Source organism: Klebsiella sp. LY (assembly GCF_004010915.1).
GTDB lineage: Bacteria > Pseudomonadota > Gammaproteobacteria > Enterobacterales > Enterobacteriaceae > Klebsiella > Klebsiella quasipneumoniae.
This window is the reverse complement of the sequence record NZ_CP022444.1, coordinates 4,827,937-4,847,860: the sequence shown is the minus strand read 5'-3', so window position 1 is coordinate 4,847,860 and position 19,924 is coordinate 4,827,937. Positions and strand designations below refer to the sequence as shown.

The 19,924-nt window shown below is 59.8% G+C and carries 20 protein-coding genes and 2 pseudogenes; 13 read left to right on the top strand and 9 right to left on the bottom strand.

Annotated features, from left to right (window positions below):
- Positions 1-53: 53 nt before the first annotated feature.
- Positions 54-977 (top strand): LysR family transcriptional regulator, encoded by a 924-nt coding sequence (locus tag CE636_RS26815; protein ID WP_017898762.1) that lies wholly within the window; start codon positions 54-56, stop codon positions 975-977.
- Positions 978-998: 21 nt separating this feature from the next.
- On the opposite strand, the gene CE636_RS26810 is transcribed toward CE636_RS26815, so the two are convergent.
- On the bottom strand, positions 999-1,904 hold the full coding sequence (locus tag CE636_RS26810; RefSeq protein WP_017898763.1) for a LysR family transcriptional regulator: 906 nt from the start codon (positions 1,902-1,904) through the stop codon (positions 999-1,001).
- Between the two features lie 138 nt (positions 1,905-2,042).
- Between CE636_RS26810 and CE636_RS26805 the strand changes: the two genes are divergently transcribed.
- Together CE636_RS26805 and CE636_RS26800 are read left to right on the top strand one after the other, a co-directional pair.
- Entirely contained in the window at positions 2,043-2,972 is a 930-nt protein-coding gene (locus CE636_RS26805; protein ID WP_017898764.1) for an aromatic alcohol reductase, read from the top strand.
- Between the two features lie 25 nt (positions 2,973-2,997).
- The gene (locus tag CE636_RS26800) at positions 2,998-3,204 is read left to right on the top strand and encodes a DUF1471 domain-containing protein (RefSeq protein ID WP_017898765.1); all 207 of its coding nucleotides are present in this window, start codon (positions 2,998-3,000) and stop codon (positions 3,202-3,204) included.
- Positions 3,205-3,254: 50 nt separating this feature from the next.
- Here the strand turns inward: CE636_RS26800 and CE636_RS26795 are convergent, their stop codons facing one another.
- On the bottom strand, positions 3,255-4,133 hold the full coding sequence (locus tag CE636_RS26795; protein ID WP_017898766.1) for an AraC family transcriptional regulator: 879 nt from the start codon (positions 4,131-4,133) through the stop codon (positions 3,255-3,257).
- A 159-nt stretch (positions 4,134-4,292) separates the two neighbouring features.
- Between CE636_RS26795 and CE636_RS26790 the strand changes: the two genes are divergently transcribed.
- Positions 4,293-5,048, top strand: a complete 756-nt coding sequence (locus CE636_RS26790) for an SDR family NAD(P)-dependent oxidoreductase (RefSeq protein WP_017898767.1) — start codon at positions 4,293-4,295, stop codon at positions 5,046-5,048.
- A 4-nt stretch (positions 5,049-5,052) separates the two neighbouring features.
- Here CE636_RS26790 and CE636_RS26785 read toward each other — a convergent pair whose 3' ends face one another.
- Positions 5,053-5,646, bottom strand: a complete 594-nt coding sequence (locus CE636_RS26785; RefSeq protein ID WP_004203957.1) for a TetR/AcrR family transcriptional regulator — start codon at positions 5,644-5,646, stop codon at positions 5,053-5,055.
- 73 nt (positions 5,647-5,719) lie between these two features.
- On the opposite strand from CE636_RS26785, the gene bdcA reads away from it, so the two are divergent.
- Together bdcA and CE636_RS26770 are read left to right on the top strand one after the other, a co-directional pair.
- Positions 5,720-6,442, top strand: coding sequence for an SDR family oxidoreductase (gene bdcA / locus CE636_RS26780; RefSeq protein WP_017898768.1), 723 nt, complete (start codon positions 5,720-5,722; stop codon positions 6,440-6,442).
- A 493-nt stretch (positions 6,443-6,935) separates the two neighbouring features.
- Positions 6,936-7,502 (top strand): DJ-1/PfpI family protein, encoded by a 567-nt coding sequence (locus CE636_RS26770; RefSeq protein WP_032446983.1) that lies wholly within the window; start codon positions 6,936-6,938, stop codon positions 7,500-7,502.
- A gap of 141 nt (positions 7,503-7,643) precedes the next feature.
- On the opposite strand, the pseudogene CE636_RS26765 reads toward CE636_RS26770, so the two are convergent.
- A pseudogene (locus CE636_RS26765) lies at positions 7,644-8,267 on the bottom strand (SDR family NAD(P)-dependent oxidoreductase); the annotation flags it as partial.
- Here CE636_RS26765 and CE636_RS26760 point away from each other — a divergent pair.
- Both CE636_RS26760 and CE636_RS26755 read left to right on the top strand, forming a co-directional pair.
- A pseudogene (locus tag CE636_RS26760) lies at positions 8,265-8,444 on the top strand (LysR family transcriptional regulator); the annotation flags it as partial. The pseudogenes CE636_RS26765 and CE636_RS26760 overlap by 3 nt on opposite strands.
- A 302-nt stretch (positions 8,445-8,746) precedes the next feature.
- Entirely contained in the window at positions 8,747-8,935 is a 189-nt protein-coding gene (locus CE636_RS26755) for a hypothetical protein (RefSeq protein WP_004183775.1), read from the top strand.
- 71 nt (positions 8,936-9,006) lie between these two features.
- Here CE636_RS26755 and CE636_RS26750 read toward each other — a convergent pair whose 3' ends face one another.
- Genes CE636_RS26750 through opgC form a run of 5 tightly spaced genes read right to left on the bottom strand, consistent with a single transcriptional unit; the run spans position 9,007 to position 13,148 of the window.
- The gene (locus CE636_RS26750; RefSeq protein WP_032446984.1) at positions 9,007-9,450 is read right to left on the bottom strand and encodes an ATP-binding protein; all 444 of its coding nucleotides are present in this window, start codon (positions 9,448-9,450) and stop codon (positions 9,007-9,009) included.
- Between the two features lie 19 nt (positions 9,451-9,469).
- A complete protein-coding gene (locus tag CE636_RS26745) occupies positions 9,470-9,808 on the bottom strand; it encodes an STAS domain-containing protein (protein WP_017898773.1) in 339 nt (112 codons plus the stop codon).
- Positions 9,798-11,012: a PP2C family protein-serine/threonine phosphatase gene (locus tag CE636_RS26740; RefSeq protein WP_017898774.1), complete on the bottom strand. Its 1,215-nt coding sequence runs from the start codon at positions 11,010-11,012 to the stop codon at positions 9,798-9,800. Before CE636_RS26740 ends, CE636_RS26745 begins: the two co-directional genes overlap by 11 nt.
- A gap of 8 nt (positions 11,013-11,020) precedes the next feature.
- Positions 11,021-11,920 (bottom strand): hypothetical protein, encoded by a 900-nt coding sequence (locus CE636_RS26735; RefSeq protein WP_004203934.1) that lies wholly within the window; start codon positions 11,918-11,920, stop codon positions 11,021-11,023.
- Positions 11,921-11,930: 10 nt separating this feature from the next.
- Complete coding sequence (gene opgC, locus CE636_RS26730; RefSeq protein WP_017898775.1) at positions 11,931-13,148, bottom strand: OpgC domain-containing protein; 1,218 nt, start codon at positions 13,146-13,148, stop codon at positions 11,931-11,933.
- Positions 13,149-13,424: 276 nt separating this feature from the next.
- On the opposite strand from opgC, the gene CE636_RS26725 reads away from it, so the two are divergent.
- The 5 genes from CE636_RS26725 to CE636_RS26705 are packed head-to-tail and all read left to right on the top strand — an operon-like array spanning position 13,425 to position 19,924.
- Entirely contained in the window at positions 13,425-15,242 is a 1,818-nt protein-coding gene (locus CE636_RS26725; protein WP_017898776.1) for a glycosyltransferase, read from the top strand.
- Entirely contained in the window at positions 15,239-16,570 is a 1,332-nt protein-coding gene (locus CE636_RS26720; RefSeq protein WP_017898777.1) for a DUF3131 domain-containing protein, read from the top strand. The genes CE636_RS26725 and CE636_RS26720 overlap by 4 nt, the downstream gene beginning before the upstream one ends.
- Positions 16,567-18,114: a DUF3131 domain-containing protein gene (locus CE636_RS26715; RefSeq protein ID WP_004203929.1), complete on the top strand. Its 1,548-nt coding sequence runs from the start codon at positions 16,567-16,569 to the stop codon at positions 18,112-18,114. The genes CE636_RS26720 and CE636_RS26715 overlap by 4 nt, the downstream gene beginning before the upstream one ends.
- Positions 18,099-19,493: a DUF3131 domain-containing protein gene (locus tag CE636_RS26710; RefSeq protein ID WP_017898778.1), complete on the top strand. Its 1,395-nt coding sequence runs from the start codon at positions 18,099-18,101 to the stop codon at positions 19,491-19,493. Before CE636_RS26715 ends, CE636_RS26710 begins: the two co-directional genes overlap by 16 nt.
- Positions 19,490-19,924 carry a globin gene (locus CE636_RS26705; RefSeq protein WP_004179506.1) on the top strand — a complete coding sequence of 145 codons (435 nt, stop codon included), beginning with the start codon at positions 19,490-19,492 and terminating at the stop codon, positions 19,922-19,924. The genes CE636_RS26710 and CE636_RS26705 overlap by 4 nt, the downstream gene beginning before the upstream one ends.

Sequence of the window (19,924 nt, the reverse complement as noted above, 5' to 3'; positions counted from 1 at the left end):
GGGTGATATTCACTATGCTGCCGGGATAACCCACATTCAAATTGATTATTATAATGAAGAAAATCATTGAAAATGATTTTAGTCGTATCGATCTGAATCTGTTGACGGTCTTGATGGTGCTGTACCGCGAAGCCAGCGTCACCCGCACCGCAGAGGCGCTGCATCTTGGCCAGCCGGCCATCAGCGGGGCACTGAAACGGCTGCGCGAGATGTTTGACGATCCACTGTTCGTGCGCAGCGCCAGAGGCATGCTGCCGACGCCGCGGGCGCAAGCGCTGATGACCGAGCTGCAGCCGCTGATGGAACACCTGCATTCGGCAATGTTTGGCGCCGGGGAGTTTTCCCCCGCCAGCGCCCAGCAGCTTTTCCGCGTCGGCCTCAGCGACTGGAGCGAACACTGGCTGATGCCCCAGCTGTTACCCGGACTGATGCAGGAGGCGCCCGGGGTGTCGCTCCAGACACTAGCCGCCGACCCCTTCCAGGTACGCCAGCTGTTGGAGGAGGATCGCATTGATGTCGCGCTATCCCTCAACAAACAGAGCCGCGGGGAGATCGTCAGTGAACCGGTGATGAGCATGGGGGTGACCACTCTCTGGTCGCCACAGCAGATCCCCTGCCGCGGGCCGTTGTCGGTGAGCGACTTTGTCGCCTGGGAACATGTGATGGTGGCCTATCGCGAAACCGGCCACGGGGAAATAGACCGCCAGCTCGCCAGTCAGGGACTCGCGCGGCGCGTGCGCTTTGCTACGCAGAATTTCTCCACCTTTCCCCTGCTGCTGACCACCCTGCCGCTCTTCGCCACCGTCCCCCAGGGGCTGGCGCAGCGCTGGCAGGAGCAGTATGCCCTGCGCGGGGACGCCCCGCCGGTGGCCTACCCGGAATTTACCCTGTGTATACTGCGTCACAAACGCCGGGCGCAGGATCCGGCGCTGAACTGGCTGATAGCGAGGATAAAACAGGCCATGCGCGGACCATAGCGGGAGCGAATGCCACCGACATCAGGCCTCGCTGAGCGGGGGTTGCAGAACGCGTCTGCCCCAGTCATAAAACGCGCGTACCGCCGGCGGCAGATAGCGGTTTTGCGGATAGACCAGCGACAGGGGAAGATCAGAAGCGGCCTGCTCCAGACAGGCGACCAGCGCGCCGCTCTGCAGATAAGGTTGCGCCAGATAGCTGGCGATGCGGATCAGGCCCAGCCCCTGAACGCCGGCCTGGATATAGGCATCGGTATCGTCGACCACCAGCGTCTCCTGCATGCGGATCGCGCAATCGCCGTCATCGAGGGAGAAAAGCCAGTCGATGGTCCGCCCGGTACGGTGGTTCAGGTAGCCCACCGCCCGGTGCTGGTGCAGTTCGTCGATGCTCTGCGGCCGGCCGTGGGCCGCGAGCCAGGCCGGCGAGGCGAGGACCATCCAGCGGTAGCGGGCCAGAGGACGCGCCACCAGGGTGGTGGAATCTTCGATTTGTCCGCTACGGATCACGCAGTCGAATCCCTCCTGGATAATATCTTCCACGTTGTCGCTTGAGCAGAGGATCAACTCCAGGTCAGGATACTGCTGCAGAAACTCGCCGATCCTTGGCAATACGCAGTGCCGGGCAAGAGATTGCGGCATCCCCACCTTGAACCGCCCGGCGGGCTGGGCCGAGCGGCCGGGAAAGGAGGCTTCCATCGCCGCCATCTCGGCCAGCAGCCGTTTACACTCCGCGTAATACCGGCGTCCCTCGGCCGTCACGCTGAGCTTGCGGGTGGTGCGCTGAAGAAGCTGCGCCCCCAGCCAGGCTTCCAGCTCCTTCACTACCCGCGACACCGTTGAGCGCGGCTGCCCCAGCACCTCCGCCGCCCGGGCGAAGCTGTGGGCATCCACAACCGCAACATACAACTGCATGGCATCCAGTCTGTCCATTTCGTTCTCCACTGGCGGTTATTATCCCATTAAGACGAACAGTCTAACCCGAAATCCTGTTCTTATCTAATGATGCCCACCCCCCTACACTGAGCCTGTATCCAGTCAATACAAGGCTTAACTGAGTAAGGAGTTAAAATGAAATCTGATAATCTTAACCACGAGGAAAAGGCATTGGTGCTGGGAGCGGGACAACTGGGCGCCGCCGTACTGGATGCGCTGGTACCTGCGGTGATCCAGCGCCATGGCGCGGTCTCGGTTATCGTCTCGCCGGCGGCCTGGGATGAAGCCGGCCAGCTGCGGTCGGCAAACCACCGGGCGCTGGCCGACGCCGGGGCCACCTTTCTCGCCGTCGACATTGCCGGTAGCGACATGGAGACGCTGGCTGGTCAGTTTAGCGGATTCACCACCGTGATTAACTGCATGGGGTTTGTCGCCGGTCCGGGGACGCAGCTAAAAATTACCCGCGCGGTGCTGGCCGCCGGAGTGCCCCGCTATTTTCCCTGGCAGTTTGGCGTCAATTACGATGTGGTCGGCAAAGGCAGCGGCCAGCCGGTGTGGGACGAGCAGTATGATGTCCGGACCCTGCTGCGCGCGCAGCAGGCCACGGAGTGGGTCATTGTCTCCACCGGCATGTTTACCAGCTTTCTCTTCGAGCCAGACTTCGATGTGGTGAATTTATCCACCCGAACCCTTCACGCCCTTGGCGGCTGGGACACCCAGGTGACCGTCACCTCGCCGGCGGATATCGGCCGCCTGACCACCGCGATTTATCTGCATCAGCCGCGGATCGTCAACGAGGTGGTGTTTGTTGCCGGCGAAACGACCTCTTACCGCCAGCTGGCGGAAACTGTGGAACGCGTGACGCAGCAGACGTTCAGCAAAGCCGTTCACACCCTGCCCACCCTGCTGGACCAGCTGCGGACGGACCCGGATAACGCCATGCTGCGCTATCGCGCTGCCTTCGCCCGGGGGGATGGCGTGTGGTGGCCGATGGGCGACACCTGGAATGCCCGCCACGCGCTACCGACCCAGGACATTGCCGGCTGGCTGCAGGCCGCGCGCTGATTTTCTCTCACAGGACAGAATGACGATGAACAAGTTGCTTCCACTGATCGTATTGAGTTGTCTGCTGCCGCTGGCGGTCAACGCCAGAACCATCACCGCCACCGGCGATACCCTGGACAACGCGGAGAGCAAAATTCGCCAGCAGGCCGCCCGCGAGGGCGCAACCGCCTATCGGATCATTGAGGCGCGAATGGGCAACAAAGTGCATATTACGGCGACACTCGACAACTGAACCACCGCTACCCGGCTCAGGGAGGAGCCGCCGCCATCCCGCGCGCCAGGTCAGGCGCTCATTTTTTCCCGTCGGCGATCGCGGCCCGGCGGCGCACCGTACAGGCGAGCATATTCCCGGGTGAACTGGGACACGCTGATATAGCCCACCTCGCCGGCCGCCTGGGCAATGCTCATCCCTTCCGCCAGCATCAGGCGGCGGGCGTGGATCAGGCGCAACTGCTTCTGAAACTGAAGGGGCGACAAGGTGGTCATGGCGCGGAAATGACGGTGAAAGACAGAGACGCTCATCCCGGCGGCGTCGGCCAGCGCGTCGACGCTGACTGGCTGCATAAAATCCCGGCGCAGCATCGCCACCGCCCGGCGGATCCGCGCCGAATGGCTGTCTACAGCGCCCAGTGCCCGGATGGCTGGCCCGTGAACGCTCTGCAACAGCCAGTAATGTAGCTCCCGCCGCAGCCCTTCGCCTAACACCGCCAGCGCCCCCGGTTGATCAAACAGCCTTGCCAGCCGATAAGCGGCGTCCGTCACGTCAGCATTCATCGGTTCGATACCGACGCGGGGCGCCTCATCCGGACCAGATGGCCCGGCCTCCTGCAGCTCGCGCAGGATAGCCAGGTCCAGCTCCAGCACCAGCGCGTAATAGGGAAAGCGCTGACTGGCCTCGGTGATCTGGCTGGTGGTGGGAACATCCGCGGCGATCACCATCGCCTCCCCCGGACCGTAGTCAAAGCTTGCCAGGCCGGTGGTCACGCTTTTGCGCCCCTGCAGCAGCATAGCCACTAACGGCCTGGCGATGGCCGCCTGCAGATCGCCGGGGTGCAGGGCCCGCACCAGGGTGAGGCCGGAAACCGGGGTGACCGCCACCCCGCTGCTATCGACATGAGCATCGGCATACCGGCGGCAGAGAGCGAAGAGTTCGTCGCGCATAAGATCCTTTCAGGCAAATTTTAAAGCCTGAGTATGCGCTATTTCCCGCCAGAGGGGAGTGTATGGAGAGGAATGGGCAAAAAATAACAAGGATTGGGCAACCCGGTCTGGTAGGCCCCCCCCTATTGTAAGGACTCCACATACCAGAGAGGATCGAACATGACTAAGATTGCACTTATCACCGGCGCCAACCGCGGCCTTGGCCGTCAGACCGCACTGGATATCGCCCGCCAGGGCGGGGACGTCATCGTCACCTACCGCGGCAATATTGAACAGGCGGAAGCGGTGGTGGCCGACATTCACGCTCGCGGCCGCAAGGCCATCGCCCTGCCGCTGGATATGGCGCAGACCACCCGCTTTCCGGCCTTCGCCGACAGCCTGAGCGCTGCGCTGGCCAGCGTCTGGGGACGGAACACCTTCGATCATCTGATCAATAACGCGGGACACGGCGAATTTGCCCCGCTGGCCGAAACGCGCGAGGCGCAGTTCGACGGGCTGTTTAACGTCCACGTCAAGGGGGTGTTTTTCCTCGTTCAAACCCTGCTGCCGCTGCTGGCTGACGGTGGACGGATCGTTAACTTCTCTTCCGGACTGACTCGCGTCTCATATCCTGGCTTCTCCGCCTACGCTGCGGCCAAAGCGGCCGTGGAGATGCTGAGCGTGTACATGGCCCGCGAGCTGGGCGGGCGCGGCATCACCGTCAATACCATCGCCCCCGGGGCTATCGCCACTGATTTTGGCGGCGGGCTGGTGCGGGACGACGCGAGTGTTAACGCGCAGTTTGCCGCGATGACGGCGCTGGGACGGGTGGGCGTTCCCGAGGATATTGGGCCGATGATCGCCAGCCTGCTGCGTGACGATAACCGCTGGGTAACCGCCCAGCGGATCGAAGTCTCGGGCGGACAGACTATCTGACCACTCAGGCCGGCAGGATACGCTCCAGCGCCACGCCTGCCAGCCGCACGGTCTCCAGAAGACGCGGGAGGCTATCCCCCTCCCGCGCTTTCGCCGACAGACCAAGCATCAGCGTATCCATATAGTCAGTCACCCGCAGCGCATCCTGCGGGTGATGGCGGGCGATATACTGCTGGATTTTGGCCCTCGCCGCAGCATGCCATTCGCCTGCCGCCACCCGAGCGTCGGCATCCTGACAATGTCCCCCCTCCAGCACCAGGCAGCCGGCGGCGGCCGGATCGGCTACATATCGTCGAGCCGCCTCCTGCAGCACGGCGATGAGCGACGCCGCCACCGGCTGGTCGTCCTGCAACAGCGTCTCTATGGGGATGGCCCCGGTCTGGCTGTAGCGCTGCAGGACGCGGGTATACAGGCCGAGCTTGCTGCCGAAAGCGGCATAAAAGCTTGGGGGGTTGATGCCGAAAGCCTGGGTCAGATCGGCCACGCTCACCGCGTCGTAGCCTCGCGCGTGAAAGAGGCGCTGAGCCGTTTCAATAGCCTGTTCCGCATTGAACTGACGGGGGCGCCCCGGGGTACGCCCTTGTTTTGTAGTGGTCACTATATTAATCCTTGACAGCCTGTTTTGCCGCAGCATATTGTAATCATCACTACAATATCATGAGGTGCGGGATATGACAGCGTTTCACAACAAATCAGTGCTGGTTTTAGGTGGAAGTCGGGGAATTGGCGCGGCGATCGTCAGGCGCTTTGTCGCCGACGGCGCGTCGGTCAGGTTCAGCTATTCCGGTTCGCCGGAGGCGGCCGAGCGGCTGGCGGCGGAGACCGGCAGCACGGCGGTGCAGGCGGACAGCGCCGATCGCGATGCGGTGATAAGCCTGGTCCGAGACAGCGGCCCGCTGGACGTGTTAGTGGTCAATGCCGGGATCGCCATTTTTGGCGATGCCCTGGAGCAGGACAGCGATGCCATCGATCGCCTGTTCCGCATCAATATTCATGCCCCCTACCATGCCTCCGTGGAAGCAGCGCGCCGGATGCCGGAAGGCGGGCGCATTATTGTCATCGGTTCGGTCAATGGCGATCATGGCGATCGCATGCCGGTGCCGGGAATGGCGGCCTATGCGCTCAGCAAGTCAGCCCTGCAGGGGCTGGCGCGCGGTCTGGCACGGGATTTTGGCCCGCGCGGCATCACGGTCAACGTCGTCCAGCCCGGCCCAATTGATACCGATGCCAACCCGGAGAACGGCCCGATGAAAGAGCTGATGCACAGCTTTATGGCCATTAAGCGCCATGGCCGACCGGAAGAGGTGGCGGGCATGGTAGCCTGGCTGGCCGGTCCGGAGGCGTCGTTTGTCACAGGCGCCATGCACACCATCGACGGAGCGTTTGGCGCCTGATGACCCACGGCGGCGGCGCGCGCTTTGCCACGCCGCTGTCCTGACGTCATGGCCACTGGATTCATCAGGCCAGGCTGTCGATCGCCATAAAATACGATCTTCGGTGAGGATCAGTCTCGCCTCCGGGGGACTGGTGCGCTTTGCGGATCCGTCCCCCGGAGGCGAGACTTAGATAACAAACCTCTCGCGCCACCGCGCCGCTGGGTGCCTCAAGGCTCAGAATTAAAACCCCTTTTCCATGCCATCCCACAGCTGCTGCGGCACGATATTGCCGCGGCGCTCGCCGTTTTTCCTGCAGCGTGGTGTGCCCCTGAACAGGACGCTTTTCTGTGGTAACAGACATTAGCGTTGGCGAAAAAGTTGCCGTTACCAAAAAAACATGAACCCGGTTACAAGATGCGCATGCCACCGTCTTCAGCATCCTGAGGAGGTCGCATTCTGCGGATCGCCAGGCTATATCTATGACACCTTTCTCCCACAACGAGTAAAAATAATGAGCAAGAAGATCCTGATGCTGGTCGGCGATTACGCCGAAGATTACGAAACGATGGTCCCTTTTCAGGCTCTGCAGATGATTGGCCACCAGGTCGATGCGGTCTGTCCGGATAAAGCCACCGGCGACTATGTGATGACGGCGATCCATGATTTTGACGGAGCCCAAACCTACAGCGAAAAGCCGGGGCACCGCTTCACCCTGAACGCCGATTTTGCCGCGGTGAAGGCCGAGGATTACGACGCGCTAGTGATCCCCGGCGGCCGGGCGCCGGAGTATCTGCGTCTGAACGAGCAGGTGATTAAACTGGTACAGGCGTTCGACGCCGCGCGTAAACCTATCGCCGCTGTCTGCCACGGGCCACAGCTGCTGGCCGCCGCCGGTATTCTGCAGGGGCGGACCTGCAGCGCCTATCCGGCCTGCGCCCCGGAGGTGCGTCTGAGCGGCGGGCATTATGCCGATATCGGTATCGATCAGGCGCATGTTGACGGCAATCTGGTCACTGCTCCCGCCTGGCCGGCCCACCCGCAGTGGCTGGCGAAATTCGCCGCCCTGCTGGCGGAGTAACGCATTTTCTCTGACCAGACAAATGGACTATCGCCGCGCTGGTGCTCTCTTGCTTACCGGCCGGCGGTTTTCGAGCGGCCGTTTCCGCTACAGTCAAACCTGACCAGCTCAGCGATACGCTGGCCGGGTTATCTCCTCGACTCAGATGCGCATTCCCCCGGAAACTTCAATGCGCTGAGCATTAACCCAGCGATGATCATCGGATAACAGCGAGGCGATCATCGGCCCGATATCTTCTGGCACCCCCGGTCGGCCAAGCGCCGTCATGTTCGCCACCGCCTGAGCGACCTGCGGGTTATCCCGCACCACCCCGCCGCTGAAATCCGTGGCGATGGCGCCCGGCGCTACGCAGTTTACCGTGATCCCGCGGCCGCCCAGCTCAAACGCCATATAACGGGTCAGGGTTTCCACCGCAGACTTCATGATCGCATAGGGCGCCCGGTTCGCCATCACGATACGGGTCAGTCCGGACGAGATATTCACAATTCGCCCGCCATCCGCCAGCAGCGGCAATAATTTTTGGCTGAGGAAAAAAACCCCCTTCACATGGATGCGATAAAGCGCATCGAACTCCGCTTCGGTAGCATTCAGAAACCCCATGCCGCTGGCATTGCCGGCATTATTAACCAGGTAATGAAACCGATCGGCCCCCAGCGCCGTCAGCGCCTCCTGAAAGGCGCTGACAAACCCGTCAAAGGTGTCGGTTTCGCCGGCGCTGAAGGGCAGCGCGATCGCCCGCGAGCCCTGAGCTTCAACCCGCGCGATCTGGCATCCGGTGTGTTAACGGAGGTGCTGGCTGATTTTCGCCCTGCGCCGCTGCCGCTCTCCCTGCTCTACCCCAGCAGCCGGCAGCTCTCTGCCCGGGTACAGGTATTTATCGACTGGGTGACGGCGCTGATGAAGGCGCTCCTGGCGCAGCAGGCATCCGGAAGGCTAAAATAATGTTTGCTATTATTTGCGGCTCGTGCGTTAATCGTTAAGTTGATTTACCAGACGAAAAGTTATTATCTAAGTACGTGTTCTCATCTCCAGGCGTTATCCCTGATACCACCTTCCTTTGAGCAGTCCCGTTAGTATTTTGCTTTTTCTGTAAACAGGCCCTGTCAGCCCCCTGTTGGCTCGTTAAACAAGCCCTCCGACTGACCCAATACCCGGCTTACTCCTAACAAAAATCAGCCGCATTAATTTCCCTGAAAACGACCATTGTCTTTTCAACAGAACATTACCCATACAAGGTTTACATTATGATTGAACATATCCATTTTAGATGCCCATGCTGCCATGGCTCCCAGTACAGAACGTCCCAGTTTGACGTGACGGAAAAAAATCCCTTTGGTGCGAAATGCATTTTCTGCAAATCGGCCATGATGACGTTAGATACTCTTCGCCCTTATCACCTGGGCGCGCTGTCCACCGCTCAGGCCCAGCCATAAGACGGATGAAGAGGGTGAACGCGGGCGGGAAAATTCCCCCGGGGATTCACCTGGGGGCAAGCTCTGTTCCTTCACCTGACGCGATCGTCGGTGGAATGGCGAAGAGCGGCATCCGGCAACGCTTTTATCAGGGTCGTCACATTCTCCCCGGCGCGGGTTTCCACATTAAAATAGTCCACCGCGCGCAGAATAAGCCGCAAACCTCTGCCGCTTTCCGCTAACGGATCGACATCGAAGCGCTCATCGCCACGCGCCAGCGCCAGGCGCTCGGCCGGAAAGACCTCTCCCGCATCAATAAAGCGCAGCGTCACCCGGTCTTCCGCCGCGATAAATTCGACACGAAAAACACGTTGCCGATCCTCATGCAACGCATAGCGAATGATATTGGTGGCCGTCTCACAGACGGCAAGATCGAGCGCGAAGCGCCACTCCTCCCCGACGGGCAGCGGCGCCATTTGTTGAGCCAGCCACGCCGCCAGCGGTGATAGCGAGCTGAGTTGGGCAGGAAAATTCATGACGTTATTCACGGGCGCGTCACGGATTGAACTGCGCAAGGGCTGAAGTGCGATCCTCGCAAATACGAAAAATACGATCCATCCTGGTCAGGGTAAACATATTGCGAATGCCGGGGTTCAGCGCGCACAGTGTCATTTCTCCTTTACCGTTCATCATTTTCATCAGGGAAACCAGCGTTCCCAAACCGCTGCTGTCGATAAAATCGATTTTACTGAAATCAACAATCAGATCGGTGCTATCTTCGCCTATCTCCTGGGCGATTGCCGCCTTAAAGGCTACCGCGACGGAAGCATCCAGCCGACGCACCGCCGGCGTCAGGATCGTCACCGAGTCCTGCCGTTCAGTTTCAATTTTCATCACTGTCCCCTGTACGTTCAATAATCAAGAGTGAAACATCATCGGCCATCGCCTGGGTCTCCTGCGCGTCGCCGCTGCGCCAGCGGATCAGGTGCCGGGCAAACCGCGGCAGCAGCGCGGGCAGCGGCTGCGTCACGCTGTCCTGCAGCCACGCTTGCAAACGCGCCTCGCCAAACTGTTCACCGCTCCGGTTTTCACATTCGGTGATACCGTCGCTGAACAGGCACAGCCGCTCTCCCGGCGCCAGCGAAAAACTGACATCTGCCCACGAGAGATGGTCTATCAACCCCACCGGCGCCCCGCCGCTGCCGACCGGGCGGACGGTAGCGTCCGGGCTAACGATAAAAGGCGTGGGATGCCCGGCCTGACAGAGTTTGCCCGCACCGGTCTGCAGGTCGATCACGCCATAGATCAACGTGAAATAGCTGACGATCTCTGTTTCGTCACTGCAAAAACGACCATTGAGGATCGCCACCACCTCGGCCGGCGACGCCGGCTGGTTGTCTGCCGTAAAAAGAAAGCGCTCAACGGCCCTGCCATGCAGAAACTGGCGGGCGACGGCGAGCGACATCATCGCCGCCCCCACACCGTGTCCGGAGACATCCACGCAGTAAAATCCGAGACGATCGCCCAGCGGGAAGACGTTAAAAATATCCCCCGACACCCAGGCCGAGGGCAGGAAAATCCAGTCGGCGAAAAATCCCTGATGGCGCAGCTGATGAGCCGGGAGAACCGACTGTTGAATGCGCGCCGCCAGCTCCAGATCCTGTTCAATCTGTCGCAGCGCTTCGCTCAGCCGCGCATTGCGCGCGGCGAGGTCAGCCTCGAGGGAGAGGATCCGCGCCCCGGCGTGCAGCCGCGCCCGCAGCTCGCTCTGCTCTACCGGTTTGCTGAGAAAATCATCGGCCCCGGCCTCAAACCCCTGCGTTAGATCGCCAGGATCTTCGCGGGCGGTGAGCAATATCAGATAAACGTAGCGACCAAACTGGCGACGGCGAATTTCCCGGCACAGCGTCAGGCCATTCATCTCCGGCATTTCCCAGTCGCTTATCACCAGGCTGACAGGCTGGTTTTCGAGGATCGCCAGCGCGTCGACGCCGTTTTCCGCCTCACTGACGATATAGCCCCACTGCGTCAACATCCGACTTAGCAGCCGACGATAAACCAGCGAATCTTCAACAATCAGGACGTGCTGTGCCGACATCGCGCCTCCTAAATCGGCAAGAACCAGATAAGGCTGATCGTGCCTTCACGAAACTTGCCGCTGCCGCTGTCATGCCCCGGGTAGCGGGTACCGGCATAGTTGGCATACTGCACAGAGAACGATCCCGGCGTATAGCCCGCGTAGCCAAAACTGTAACTATAATCGCCATTCCACGGCTGCTGCTGACTACTGTCCGGATACCAGAAGGCGGTGGCGCGCACAAAAAAATGCTGCTTAAAGGTATATCCACACCCCCCAAGCAGCACATTTTTGTTTTTGCGGATATCGTTACTCTCCAGATCGTAATAACGCGGCACCCAGCTGTAGCCTGCCTGGCAGATAATGGCGTCGCCTTTGTTAATCAACAGCGCATGCTCCATGGGCTTCGGCAGCGAAAACTTATACGCCAGGGTAATCGCCCCCTGCTCAAAATAGGTGTGACGCTTGCTGCCCGAGGTCCAGAAGTGGTTATCGCCATAGTTACTGTAAACCAGGCTGAAGGTGTTGGCATGCCAGTCGTCGTAGCCAAAACTATAGCGAAAATCGGCGGTATAGCGGCTGGTGTCAGTCACCGGTAAACGGGATGTCACGTTGGCGAACCAGAAGCTGTAGGGCGAGTATTGCAGGCTAAGATTCAGAGTCTGATTATATTTTTTCTTCTGTTCTGCGCTGTCTGAGCTGTTGGGGACGGTCATCCACTGCTCTTTTAAACCCGAACTAAAGCTCAGCGCTCCCGAGAATACCTTGTCATTCCCGGAAAAAAGCCGTCCCCAGCGGCTGGTAAACACGCCGGCCTGCACCGGTTCACCATTTTTATCACGCAGCGGTTGTGCGTCGTTCTTCTCTGCGCCTTCCGCACCTGCGATGGCGCACCATAGCGCGCAGGCCAGCATATATTTCTCCCGCATTTGCCCTTCCTTAGTTAGGTATCCAGCGTGCGGCGACGCGGTATTTGGCCATCAGCCACAGAACGCCCAGCGCAGCGGCATGGATCAAGGTGTTCACTATCCACGCCTGGCGCCACAGATCGAAGGTGACCAGCTGGCTTACGGCGAGCACGATGTAAACATGCAAAATAAAGGTGTAGAGCGAACGCTGCCCGAGCGGGATCAGGAACCAGCCTGCCAGCCGGTTAAGGGGGCGCCAGCACCAGGTCAATAGCAGATAAATGGTGACCATCAGACTGATATCATTGAGGATCCGTACCGGACCGAGGCCGTTTTTCGCCGCCCAGGTATGGTAAAAGGCGTTAAAATCCGCCGGCGGGATTACGTGCATCAGCAGCGCGGGCGGCATAAAAGGATTGGTATGATTCTGGGCGACAAACGCAAGGATAAGCGCGATGAACACCAGCGCCGCCAAGGCGACTTTGCCGGGCGGCGTGCGGGCGAAAGAGATCAGTTCCGCTTTGTACCAGCCGCAGCACATGCCCAGCACAAAGATAAATTGCCAGGCCAGCAAGGGAAAGGCGAATTCAAATTCGCAGGGCGTGACCCGTATCGGCCAGCGTTGCCAGCAGCCGTATATCAGCAGCGAGGCGCCCAGTAAGGGGTAGACGTGACCCTTTTGCAGCATTCCCAGAAACAGCGGGCTGAGCAATAACAAAAAAATATAGAGTCCGAGGATCTGCGTCTGATGCGGGCCAATCTGCAGATAGAGGATAATGTTAAACCACGTCTCTTTTATTTGCGGGGTGAGCGGATAGAGCGACCAACTGGTCCCGGAAAAGCGGTCGGTAAAATGAGTGACTTCATAGACATTAATATAAGGCAAATATCTCAGCAAAAGAAAAGAGACAATAATAATAATATTAACCTGATATATTTTCCATGCGCGAAGATAAAGCCCCCAGCTCACCGTCAGTAATACTGCCTTTTGTAATCTGACACGATTTAGCATCCCTAACATGAAGCCGGACAGGATCACAAAGCCCTCGGCACCGGTGGTCAAACCAAATCGTTCCCAGCTGAAAATATTAAATATCGACATCACTTCGGTATGCGCCACCACCATCATCACAAGAGCAATACCGCGTATAAAGTCGATACGCAGGTCGCGATCCCCGGTCAGAGAGTAACGCCAGGGCATTGATTTATGAGTTTCTTTTTGCGAAATCGCTGAAGCAACCTGGCTCATTAGGGATCCTGCCGTCTACCCTGCAACATTTATTACAAATTATTTAGATAGTGTAGAATGGGCTATCTTGCAATGTTCGTTTTATAAATTCCGCCGGCGTGTATCACACTATGTTAAGTCATCCCGGTGACTATCAGTTCGCGCTGTTGAAATTTTTGCGCCACCATCTACACTCACTTTACTGTTATTTATAAGCCCCTGTGCGTTCTGCAGAACGCCCCCAATCGATAACAGACCTGTCATTCAAACTCAGCGCGGAATCAGGATATCCTTGCTATGGATTTTTATTTTTCCCGTTTTGAACATCGCCGACCGCCTGAACCGCTCAGCACCCCGCGCTGGGTGAGAATGATTTGGCAGGTATTAGCTGTGGCCGCCCTGGTTCTTGGCGCTAATTATATTTACTGGCGCTGGACCGCCTCCTTAAACACGGACGCCCTGTGGTATGCGATTCCTCTGGTGCTGGCGGAAACCCTGGCGTGGATTGGCACAGTTCTGTTCACCATTAATTTATGGCAGGAGAAAGATCCTCCGCCAGGGGTCCCCCCGACGGAGATCAACGACTGTCTGCGCGCGGATGAAGCGGTGGAGTCGAGGCCGATTAAAGTCGATCTGTTTATCGCCACCTACTCCGAAGACGTGGAGCTGGTCAGGCTATCGATTCGTGACGCCATGCGGATGACCTATCCTGGTCCGCTCGATTATAAGGTGCATGTCCTTGACGACGGGCGTCGCCCGGAGATGAAGGCGGTCTGCGAGCAGGAGGGGGCGAACTATATCACCCGTCAGAGCAATATCGGCTATAAGGCCGGTAACCTGCGCAACGGGCTGGAACATACCGATGGCGACTTTCTGATCATCTGTGATGCCGATACCCGCGTTTTCCCGACCCTGCTGAGCCACACGCTCGGCTATTTTCGCGATCCGGACGTCGCCTGGGTGCAGACCCCACAATGGTTTTTCGATCTCCCGGAGGGGGAGGATCTGGCGCGCTGGCTGCGGCGTAAAGCAGGCGGCGCAGGCTATGGCGTGGGCTGGCTGGCGCAGAAAATCGTCGGTCCGGTGACCATTGGTCGCGATCCTTTTTTCAACGATCCGCGCATGTTTTACGACGTGATTTTACGGCGCCGCAACTGGGCTAACGCCGCGTTCTGCTGTGGCGCCGCCTCCGTTCACCGACGGGAAGCGGTGATGCAGGCGGCGCTGCGCAGCTACGTCTGGAGCGTTGACGCCGAAATCGCGCGTCATACGCGGGATATTCGCGCCCCGGCAACGCGGGAAGCGCTGCAGGACGCCATGCGCCCCCACGTTGCCTTCGATACTGAACTGACGCCCTATAAGTTCCACGTCTCGGAAGATATTTATACCTCCATCCTGCTGCACGGCGACGCTGCCCGCCGCTGGCGCTCGGTAATGCACCCGCGGATCGAGTCGAAAATGCTCTCTCCGCAGGATATGCTGACGTGGATGATCCAGCGCTTTAAGTACGCCGCCGGATCGCTGGATATCCTGTTCCATGACAACATCTTCAACCGACGCCGCTTTAAACTCTCGCTGCCGCAAACGCTGATGTACGCGACCACCTTCTGGTCGTATCTGGCTTGCGTGTGGAACACCGTGTTCCTGATCTCGCCTGTTATCTATCTCTTCACCGGCATTCCGCCGGTGTCGGCGTGGTCTACCCCTTTCTATCTGCACTTTTTACCCTTTTTTATTGTCTCCGAACTGGCCTTTATGTTTGGCACCTGGGGCATTTCTGCCTGGGACGGCCGGGCCTCTTACCTCTCCTTTTTCTCGATGAATCTGCGGGCGCTGGACACCGTTTTGCGCGGGGAGCAGATCAAATTTCACGTTACGCCGAAAGAGCGACAGACGGGCCGTTTTCTCTATCTCGTCAAGCCGCAAATTGCCATCGTTTTGCTCACCCTGACGGGGCTGATATGGGGCGGTATTCAGGTGGTGCGCGGTCAGGTTGACGACCCCTCCGGGTACGTCATCAACATTTTCTGGGGCGCGGTGAATATTGCCGCCATGCTGCCACTGATCTTCGCCGCCATGTGGACGCCCCCCGAAGAGCAGGAGGCGAGCCGATGAGGATCCGCGACGCCCTGTTATCCGCGCGCAGCTATCTCACTATCCTCATTGGCTTCCTGCTGGGTTTTGCGATTGTCGTGTGGGTGGAAAAACAAATGCCCGCGCGCGTCGAGAGCAGCGGCGGGATGACGTTGAGCCAGGATTTTCCGCCGCTCCCTCCCCCGCGCGAGCTGACCTTTGACGAGGCGATCTGGGCGCGGGTGGCCTGGCAGTATTATGTCAACAATACCCAGCCAAACGGCCTGGCCAACGCGCACGATGGCGAACCCTGGCTCAGCCTGTGGAGCGTCGGCAGCTATCTTTTCGCCGTGGTCGCCGCAGAGCAGCTGCATATTGTGACCGCCGCCGAAGGTGATGAGCGCATTGCCGCCGCCCTGTTTACCCTCGGTCAACTGCCCCTCAACGCCCAGGGATTGCCCGCCGCTCAGTACCATGCCGACACGCTGCAGATCCTCGGCAACCCGGACTCCTCCGCCATCGGTATGGGACGCCTGCTCACCGCCCTGCAAACCCTGCTCTGGCGCTATCCTCAGCACGCCGCCGCGGTGCGGGATCTGTTTAATCAGTGGCGGGTCGGCGCGCTCATCAGCAACAGCCCCGCCAGCCAGGCCGCGGCGCCGCTGCACCACTGGGCGCTGGCGGCGGATGAACCGCGGGACAGCTTTGGCTACCGGCTGTACGCCAGCCATACGCTGCGGTTGATCGACAGCGCGGCGGGGCTGGCGGTGACCAACCCGCCGCAGGGGCAGCAGATGATCGATATCGACGGCATCATGGTGCCCGATGAGGGGCTGCGCACGCCCTGGGGTCGGCAGCCTTCGCTGATCAGCCTGCCGTACCTGCTCACCGGACTTGAGCTGGGCTTTGACGCGCAGAGTGCGGAGATCGCCTGGCGCATCATGCAAATCCAGCAGCGCCGTCATAGCCTGAGGGTCAGCAAGCCGCCGATCAGCACTGACTACGCCGAGCCCGCGCCGGATTATGCCAGCGCGCTGGCGGACCGGCAGCCGCAGAGCGCCTTCGCCCCACGCAGCACCGCCCCGGAGCAAACGGCGATCACCTCCACCCGCACCGCCTTTGCCTGGTACGCCCTGTTCCGTAATAGCTGGAGCGAGGCGCTGCGCCAGCAGGTGCAGACGCTGCAGGTCCCGGGCAAGGGCTGGCAGCGAGGGTTAAATCTCAACCGCAGCGTCAACGACGTTATTGACGGCGATACCAACGCGATCGTGCTGGAAAGCCTGGCCTACATTTCCCGGGGGCAGATGCTGTGTCTGGCCTGCCTGAGCCCTGCCCCTCTACCCTCTTCCTCAGCAGGAGCAACGCCATGAAGCTGACCTATTTTTCCCGTTTTCCCCTGCTGGCCGGACTCATGGCGCTGTGGCTCTCGCTCTCCGGCGCGCAGGCCGCGACCGGTCTGCCGGCTGCGGAATACGCCCCGCGCAGCGGGGAGCTGACGCCGAGGGAGATGACTATCGCCAGAAACGCCTGGCAATACTTCGTCGCCAACTTTCAGCCCACCACCGGGCTGGTGAATGCGGTAAACAAATACCCCTCCACCACCATGTGGGACAGCGCCTCCTATCTGGCCGCGATGACCGCAGCCCGTGAGTTGGGGATTATTGATAAGGCGGAGTTTGACCGTCGGATGCTGAAGTTTCTCGCCACGTTGAATAAGCTCGATTTATTCCGTAACGAACTACCCAACAAAGCCTATAACACGATAAGCGGACAAAAGGTTAACTACCAGAACAAGCCGGGTGAAATCGGCTTTTCGGCGCTGGATATCGGCAGAATGCTGATCTGGCTGAAGGTGATCAAGGAGCGCTATCCGGAATACAGCAACAGCATCGATAATGTGGTGCTGGGGTGGGATTTTAGCCATGTGGTCGATCCCTGCGGCACGCTGTACGGGGCGTATCTGGAAAACGGCCAGCCCAAATACGTTCAGGAAGGCCGTCTGGGATACGAGGAGTACGGCGCGGCGGGCTTTCAGCTGTGGGGATTTAACACCTGTCAGGCCAGCCGGCCGCAGCCCTACGAGCTGGCGGAGATTTACTGCGTGCTGGTCCCCTATGATTCGCGCGACCCACGGCAAACCAGCCAGCATAACTATGTGGTCAGTGAATCCTACGTGCTGTATGGCATGGAGTTTGGCTTTGATAACCCTGGTGACCGGAACAACAGCCCGCGCGAGTACTCCCATCCCTGGATGAAAAACTTCGCTGACCGGGTCTACCAGGCCCAGGAGAATCGCTACGCCATCACCGGGATCCTCACCGCCCGCTCCGAGCATCAGCTCGATAAATCCCCGTACTTTGTCTATGACACCGTGTTCAGCGACGGCTTTAACTGGAACACCATAACCGACAAGGGCCAGTTCGTACCGAATAGCGCCGCCGTGTCGCTCAAAGCGGCGATGGGGATGTGGGTGCTGTGGAACTCGCCCTATACCGATCGTCTGCTGGACGCCATTGAAAACGCGAACGAAGCGGGAAAAGGCTATTACGAGGGGTTGTATGAGAACGGCGACGGGCCAATCAATGAGTTTACCGCCAACAACAACGGCATCATGCTGGAAGCACTGCTATTTAAAAAGGAGGGAAAACTGCTGCAGTTTTCCAGCGACAATCCGAAAAACCGCGATTTCGCCCCGTCGCTGTGGGACAAGAAGCTGGTGGATCTCTTTGAACCCAATAACGGCCCGCGCAATCGCCCGTTCCTGAGCAACACCCCCGCCGTCAAAACATGGTGCGAGCAGACCGGGACCACGCAGCGCACCAAACCCGCCTGCCAGGCCTGCCAGTGTGCCGCCTGCAAGGCTGACGAGCCCGTTAAACTTCCGCCGGTGACCGCGCAATGCTTAAAACCATAGCCCGCTGGCTGGCCATCGCCGTCGTCCTTTTTCTTATCGCCCTGGCGCTGTTTGGTCGCGAAGGTGCGGGGTGGCGCTGGCTGACCAAAGGCGGCTGGCACACCACTGCCCGTATCAGCAGCCTGACGCCGCAGGAGCGAACGTGGGCGCAGATCGCCTGGCGGTACGTCGAGAACAATACCCAGCCGCAAACCGGCCTGGTCAACGGCAGCGACAAACAGCCCCGCGCAACGCTATGGCAGATGGGCGACACCCTTATCGCCCTGCTCGCCGCCAGAGAGCTGGGGTTGCTAAAGGAAGCGGAATTCGACGCCCGCCTGACGCCCCTGCTCGGCACCCTCAATCGCCTGACGCTGACCGACGGCGGTTCGCCGGGCAGGCTATACTCCACTCAGACGGCGACCCCTGTCGACTTCAGCGGCAAACCGGCGGCCAGCGGCTGGTCAGCAAAAGATATGGCCCGTCTGATGCTCGCCCTGCGGCTCACCGCCGAACGCGCGCCGCAGTATGGTGAATACATTGATAAAATTGTCCTGCGCTGGAACTTCTGTCCGGTTATCGATAAAGACGGGGAGCTGTGGTCCGCCTCACTGCAGAACGGTCAGCGGACGATCCGCGAGGAGCTCCGGCTGGGAGACAGTGAATACGCCGCCAGCGCGTTTCGCCTGTGGGGATTTCCGGCCGGCAAGGCCCTCTCCCCCCCGGCGCGCCATGTGATTATTTATCAGCGCCGCCTCGCCGTTGACGACCGCGACCCGCGAACCACCTGGCAACCCGTGGTGCTCTCTACACTGCCCGCCATGCTGCCTGGACTGGAGTTCGACTGGCGGCCGCCCGGCGTGCCGGAGATGGCGCAAAAAGCCATGCGCGAGCGGGCGGAAGGGATATGGCTCAGCCAGAAAACGCGCTGGACGCAGGATAAGGTGCTTACCGCCCGGGCCGATTTTTCGCTTACCCAGGCGCCCTGGCACGTGGAAGACACCGTCTGGGGGAATGGCTACGCCTGGAATACGCTCGGGGACGACGGGAAGTACTACCCCCGGCTGGCGCAGGTGACCACCAAAGCGGTCTTTGTCCTGTGGACGCTTTGGGAAACCGAGTATACCGATGCGCTGATGGCGGTCACTACCCATCTTAACGACCCGCAGCGCGGCTGGTTTGAAGGACGGGTCGAGGCCACCGGCGACGTCAACGCCACCCTCACCCTCTCCACCAACGCCATGGTGCTGGAGGCGCTGTTTTACAAACACAACGCCGGGCCGTTGTTCAAAAACGGCCTCGCGGATGACAACAGCTACTTTGCCCACCGCGCGACGGACGAATTTAACCCGCCCCGCCGCTGCCTGCCGGGCGAACGGGTCATGAGGAGCGCACCATGAAGTTTTATCGCGATCTCTTTGAAGCCAGCCTGAATCGCGTCGTACCAGAGCACGACAAACAGCGCTTCTTCCAGGCCTTCTACAGCACCTTTATCCATATGTCACCGGAAACCGAGCAGCACTTCTCCCAACGCTCCGGTGAGGAAGGCCAGCAGATGATCTTTAAGAGCTTTTTCGCCATGCTGGCGGTCAACGGCGACCTCTTTGTACCCGATTTTCTGGAACGGCTGGCGCGAGCGCAGAGCGAGGAAGGCCTGCGTCTACCGCCGCGGTTTTTTGCCCTCTGGCGGGAAGCGATGCTCAAAACCGTCCGCGCCTGCGATCCGCTGTGCGATGAGGAGATCCTCACCGCATGGGCAATGGCCATCGCCCCTGGGCTCGAGTATCTGCGCCGCCAGGCGGAGCTCCACTATCAAACTGTTGGCCAGTAA

What these genes read in the sequence shown, in the direction of transcription:
- bdcA (WP_017898768.1), top strand. Translation starts at nt 5,720, where the DNA reads ATGACAGCGTTTCACAACAAATCAGTGCTGGTTTTAGGTGGAAGTCGG.
- CE636_RS26710 (WP_017898778.1), top strand. Translation starts at nt 18,099, where the DNA reads ATGCTTAAAACCATAGCCCGCTGGCTGGCCATCGCCGTCGTCCTTTTT.
- CE636_RS26740 (WP_017898774.1), bottom strand. Translation starts at nt 11,012, where the DNA reads ATGTCGGCACAGCACGTCCTGATTGTTGAAGATTCGCTGGTTTATCGT.
- CE636_RS26755 (WP_004183775.1), top strand. Translation starts at nt 8,747, where the DNA reads ATGATTGAACATATCCATTTTAGATGCCCATGCTGCCATGGCTCCCAG.
- CE636_RS26720 (WP_017898777.1), top strand. Translation starts at nt 15,239, where the DNA reads ATGAGGATCCGCGACGCCCTGTTATCCGCGCGCAGCTATCTCACTATC.
- CE636_RS26725 (WP_017898776.1), top strand. Translation starts at nt 13,425, where the DNA reads ATGGATTTTTATTTTTCCCGTTTTGAACATCGCCGACCGCCTGAACCG.
- CE636_RS26810 (WP_017898763.1), bottom strand. Translation starts at nt 1,904, where the DNA reads ATGGACAGACTGGATGCCATGCAGTTGTATGTTGCGGTTGTGGATGCC.
- CE636_RS26745 (WP_017898773.1), bottom strand. Translation starts at nt 9,808, where the DNA reads ATGAAAATTGAAACTGAACGGCAGGACTCGGTGACGATCCTGACGCCG.
- CE636_RS26790 (WP_017898767.1), top strand. Translation starts at nt 4,293, where the DNA reads ATGACTAAGATTGCACTTATCACCGGCGCCAACCGCGGCCTTGGCCGT.
- CE636_RS26770 (WP_032446983.1), top strand. Translation starts at nt 6,936, where the DNA reads ATGAGCAAGAAGATCCTGATGCTGGTCGGCGATTACGCCGAAGATTAC.
- CE636_RS26795 (WP_017898766.1), bottom strand. Translation starts at nt 4,133, where the DNA reads ATGCGCGACGAACTCTTCGCTCTCTGCCGCCGGTATGCCGATGCTCAT.
- CE636_RS26750 (WP_032446984.1), bottom strand. Translation starts at nt 9,450, where the DNA reads ATGAATTTTCCTGCCCAACTCAGCTCGCTATCACCGCTGGCGGCGTGG.
- CE636_RS26800 (WP_017898765.1), top strand. Translation starts at nt 2,998, where the DNA reads ATGAACAAGTTGCTTCCACTGATCGTATTGAGTTGTCTGCTGCCGCTG.
- CE636_RS26815 (WP_017898762.1), top strand. Translation starts at nt 54, where the DNA reads ATGAAGAAAATCATTGAAAATGATTTTAGTCGTATCGATCTGAATCTG.
- CE636_RS26705 (WP_004179506.1), top strand. Translation starts at nt 19,490, where the DNA reads ATGAAGTTTTATCGCGATCTCTTTGAAGCCAGCCTGAATCGCGTCGTA.
- CE636_RS26735 (WP_004203934.1), bottom strand. Translation starts at nt 11,920, where the DNA reads ATGCGGGAGAAATATATGCTGGCCTGCGCGCTATGGTGCGCCATCGCA.
- opgC (WP_017898775.1), bottom strand. Translation starts at nt 13,148, where the DNA reads ATGAGCCAGGTTGCTTCAGCGATTTCGCAAAAAGAAACTCATAAATCA.
- CE636_RS26715 (WP_004203929.1), top strand. Translation starts at nt 16,567, where the DNA reads ATGAAGCTGACCTATTTTTCCCGTTTTCCCCTGCTGGCCGGACTCATG.
- CE636_RS26805 (WP_017898764.1), top strand. Translation starts at nt 2,043, where the DNA reads ATGAAATCTGATAATCTTAACCACGAGGAAAAGGCATTGGTGCTGGGA.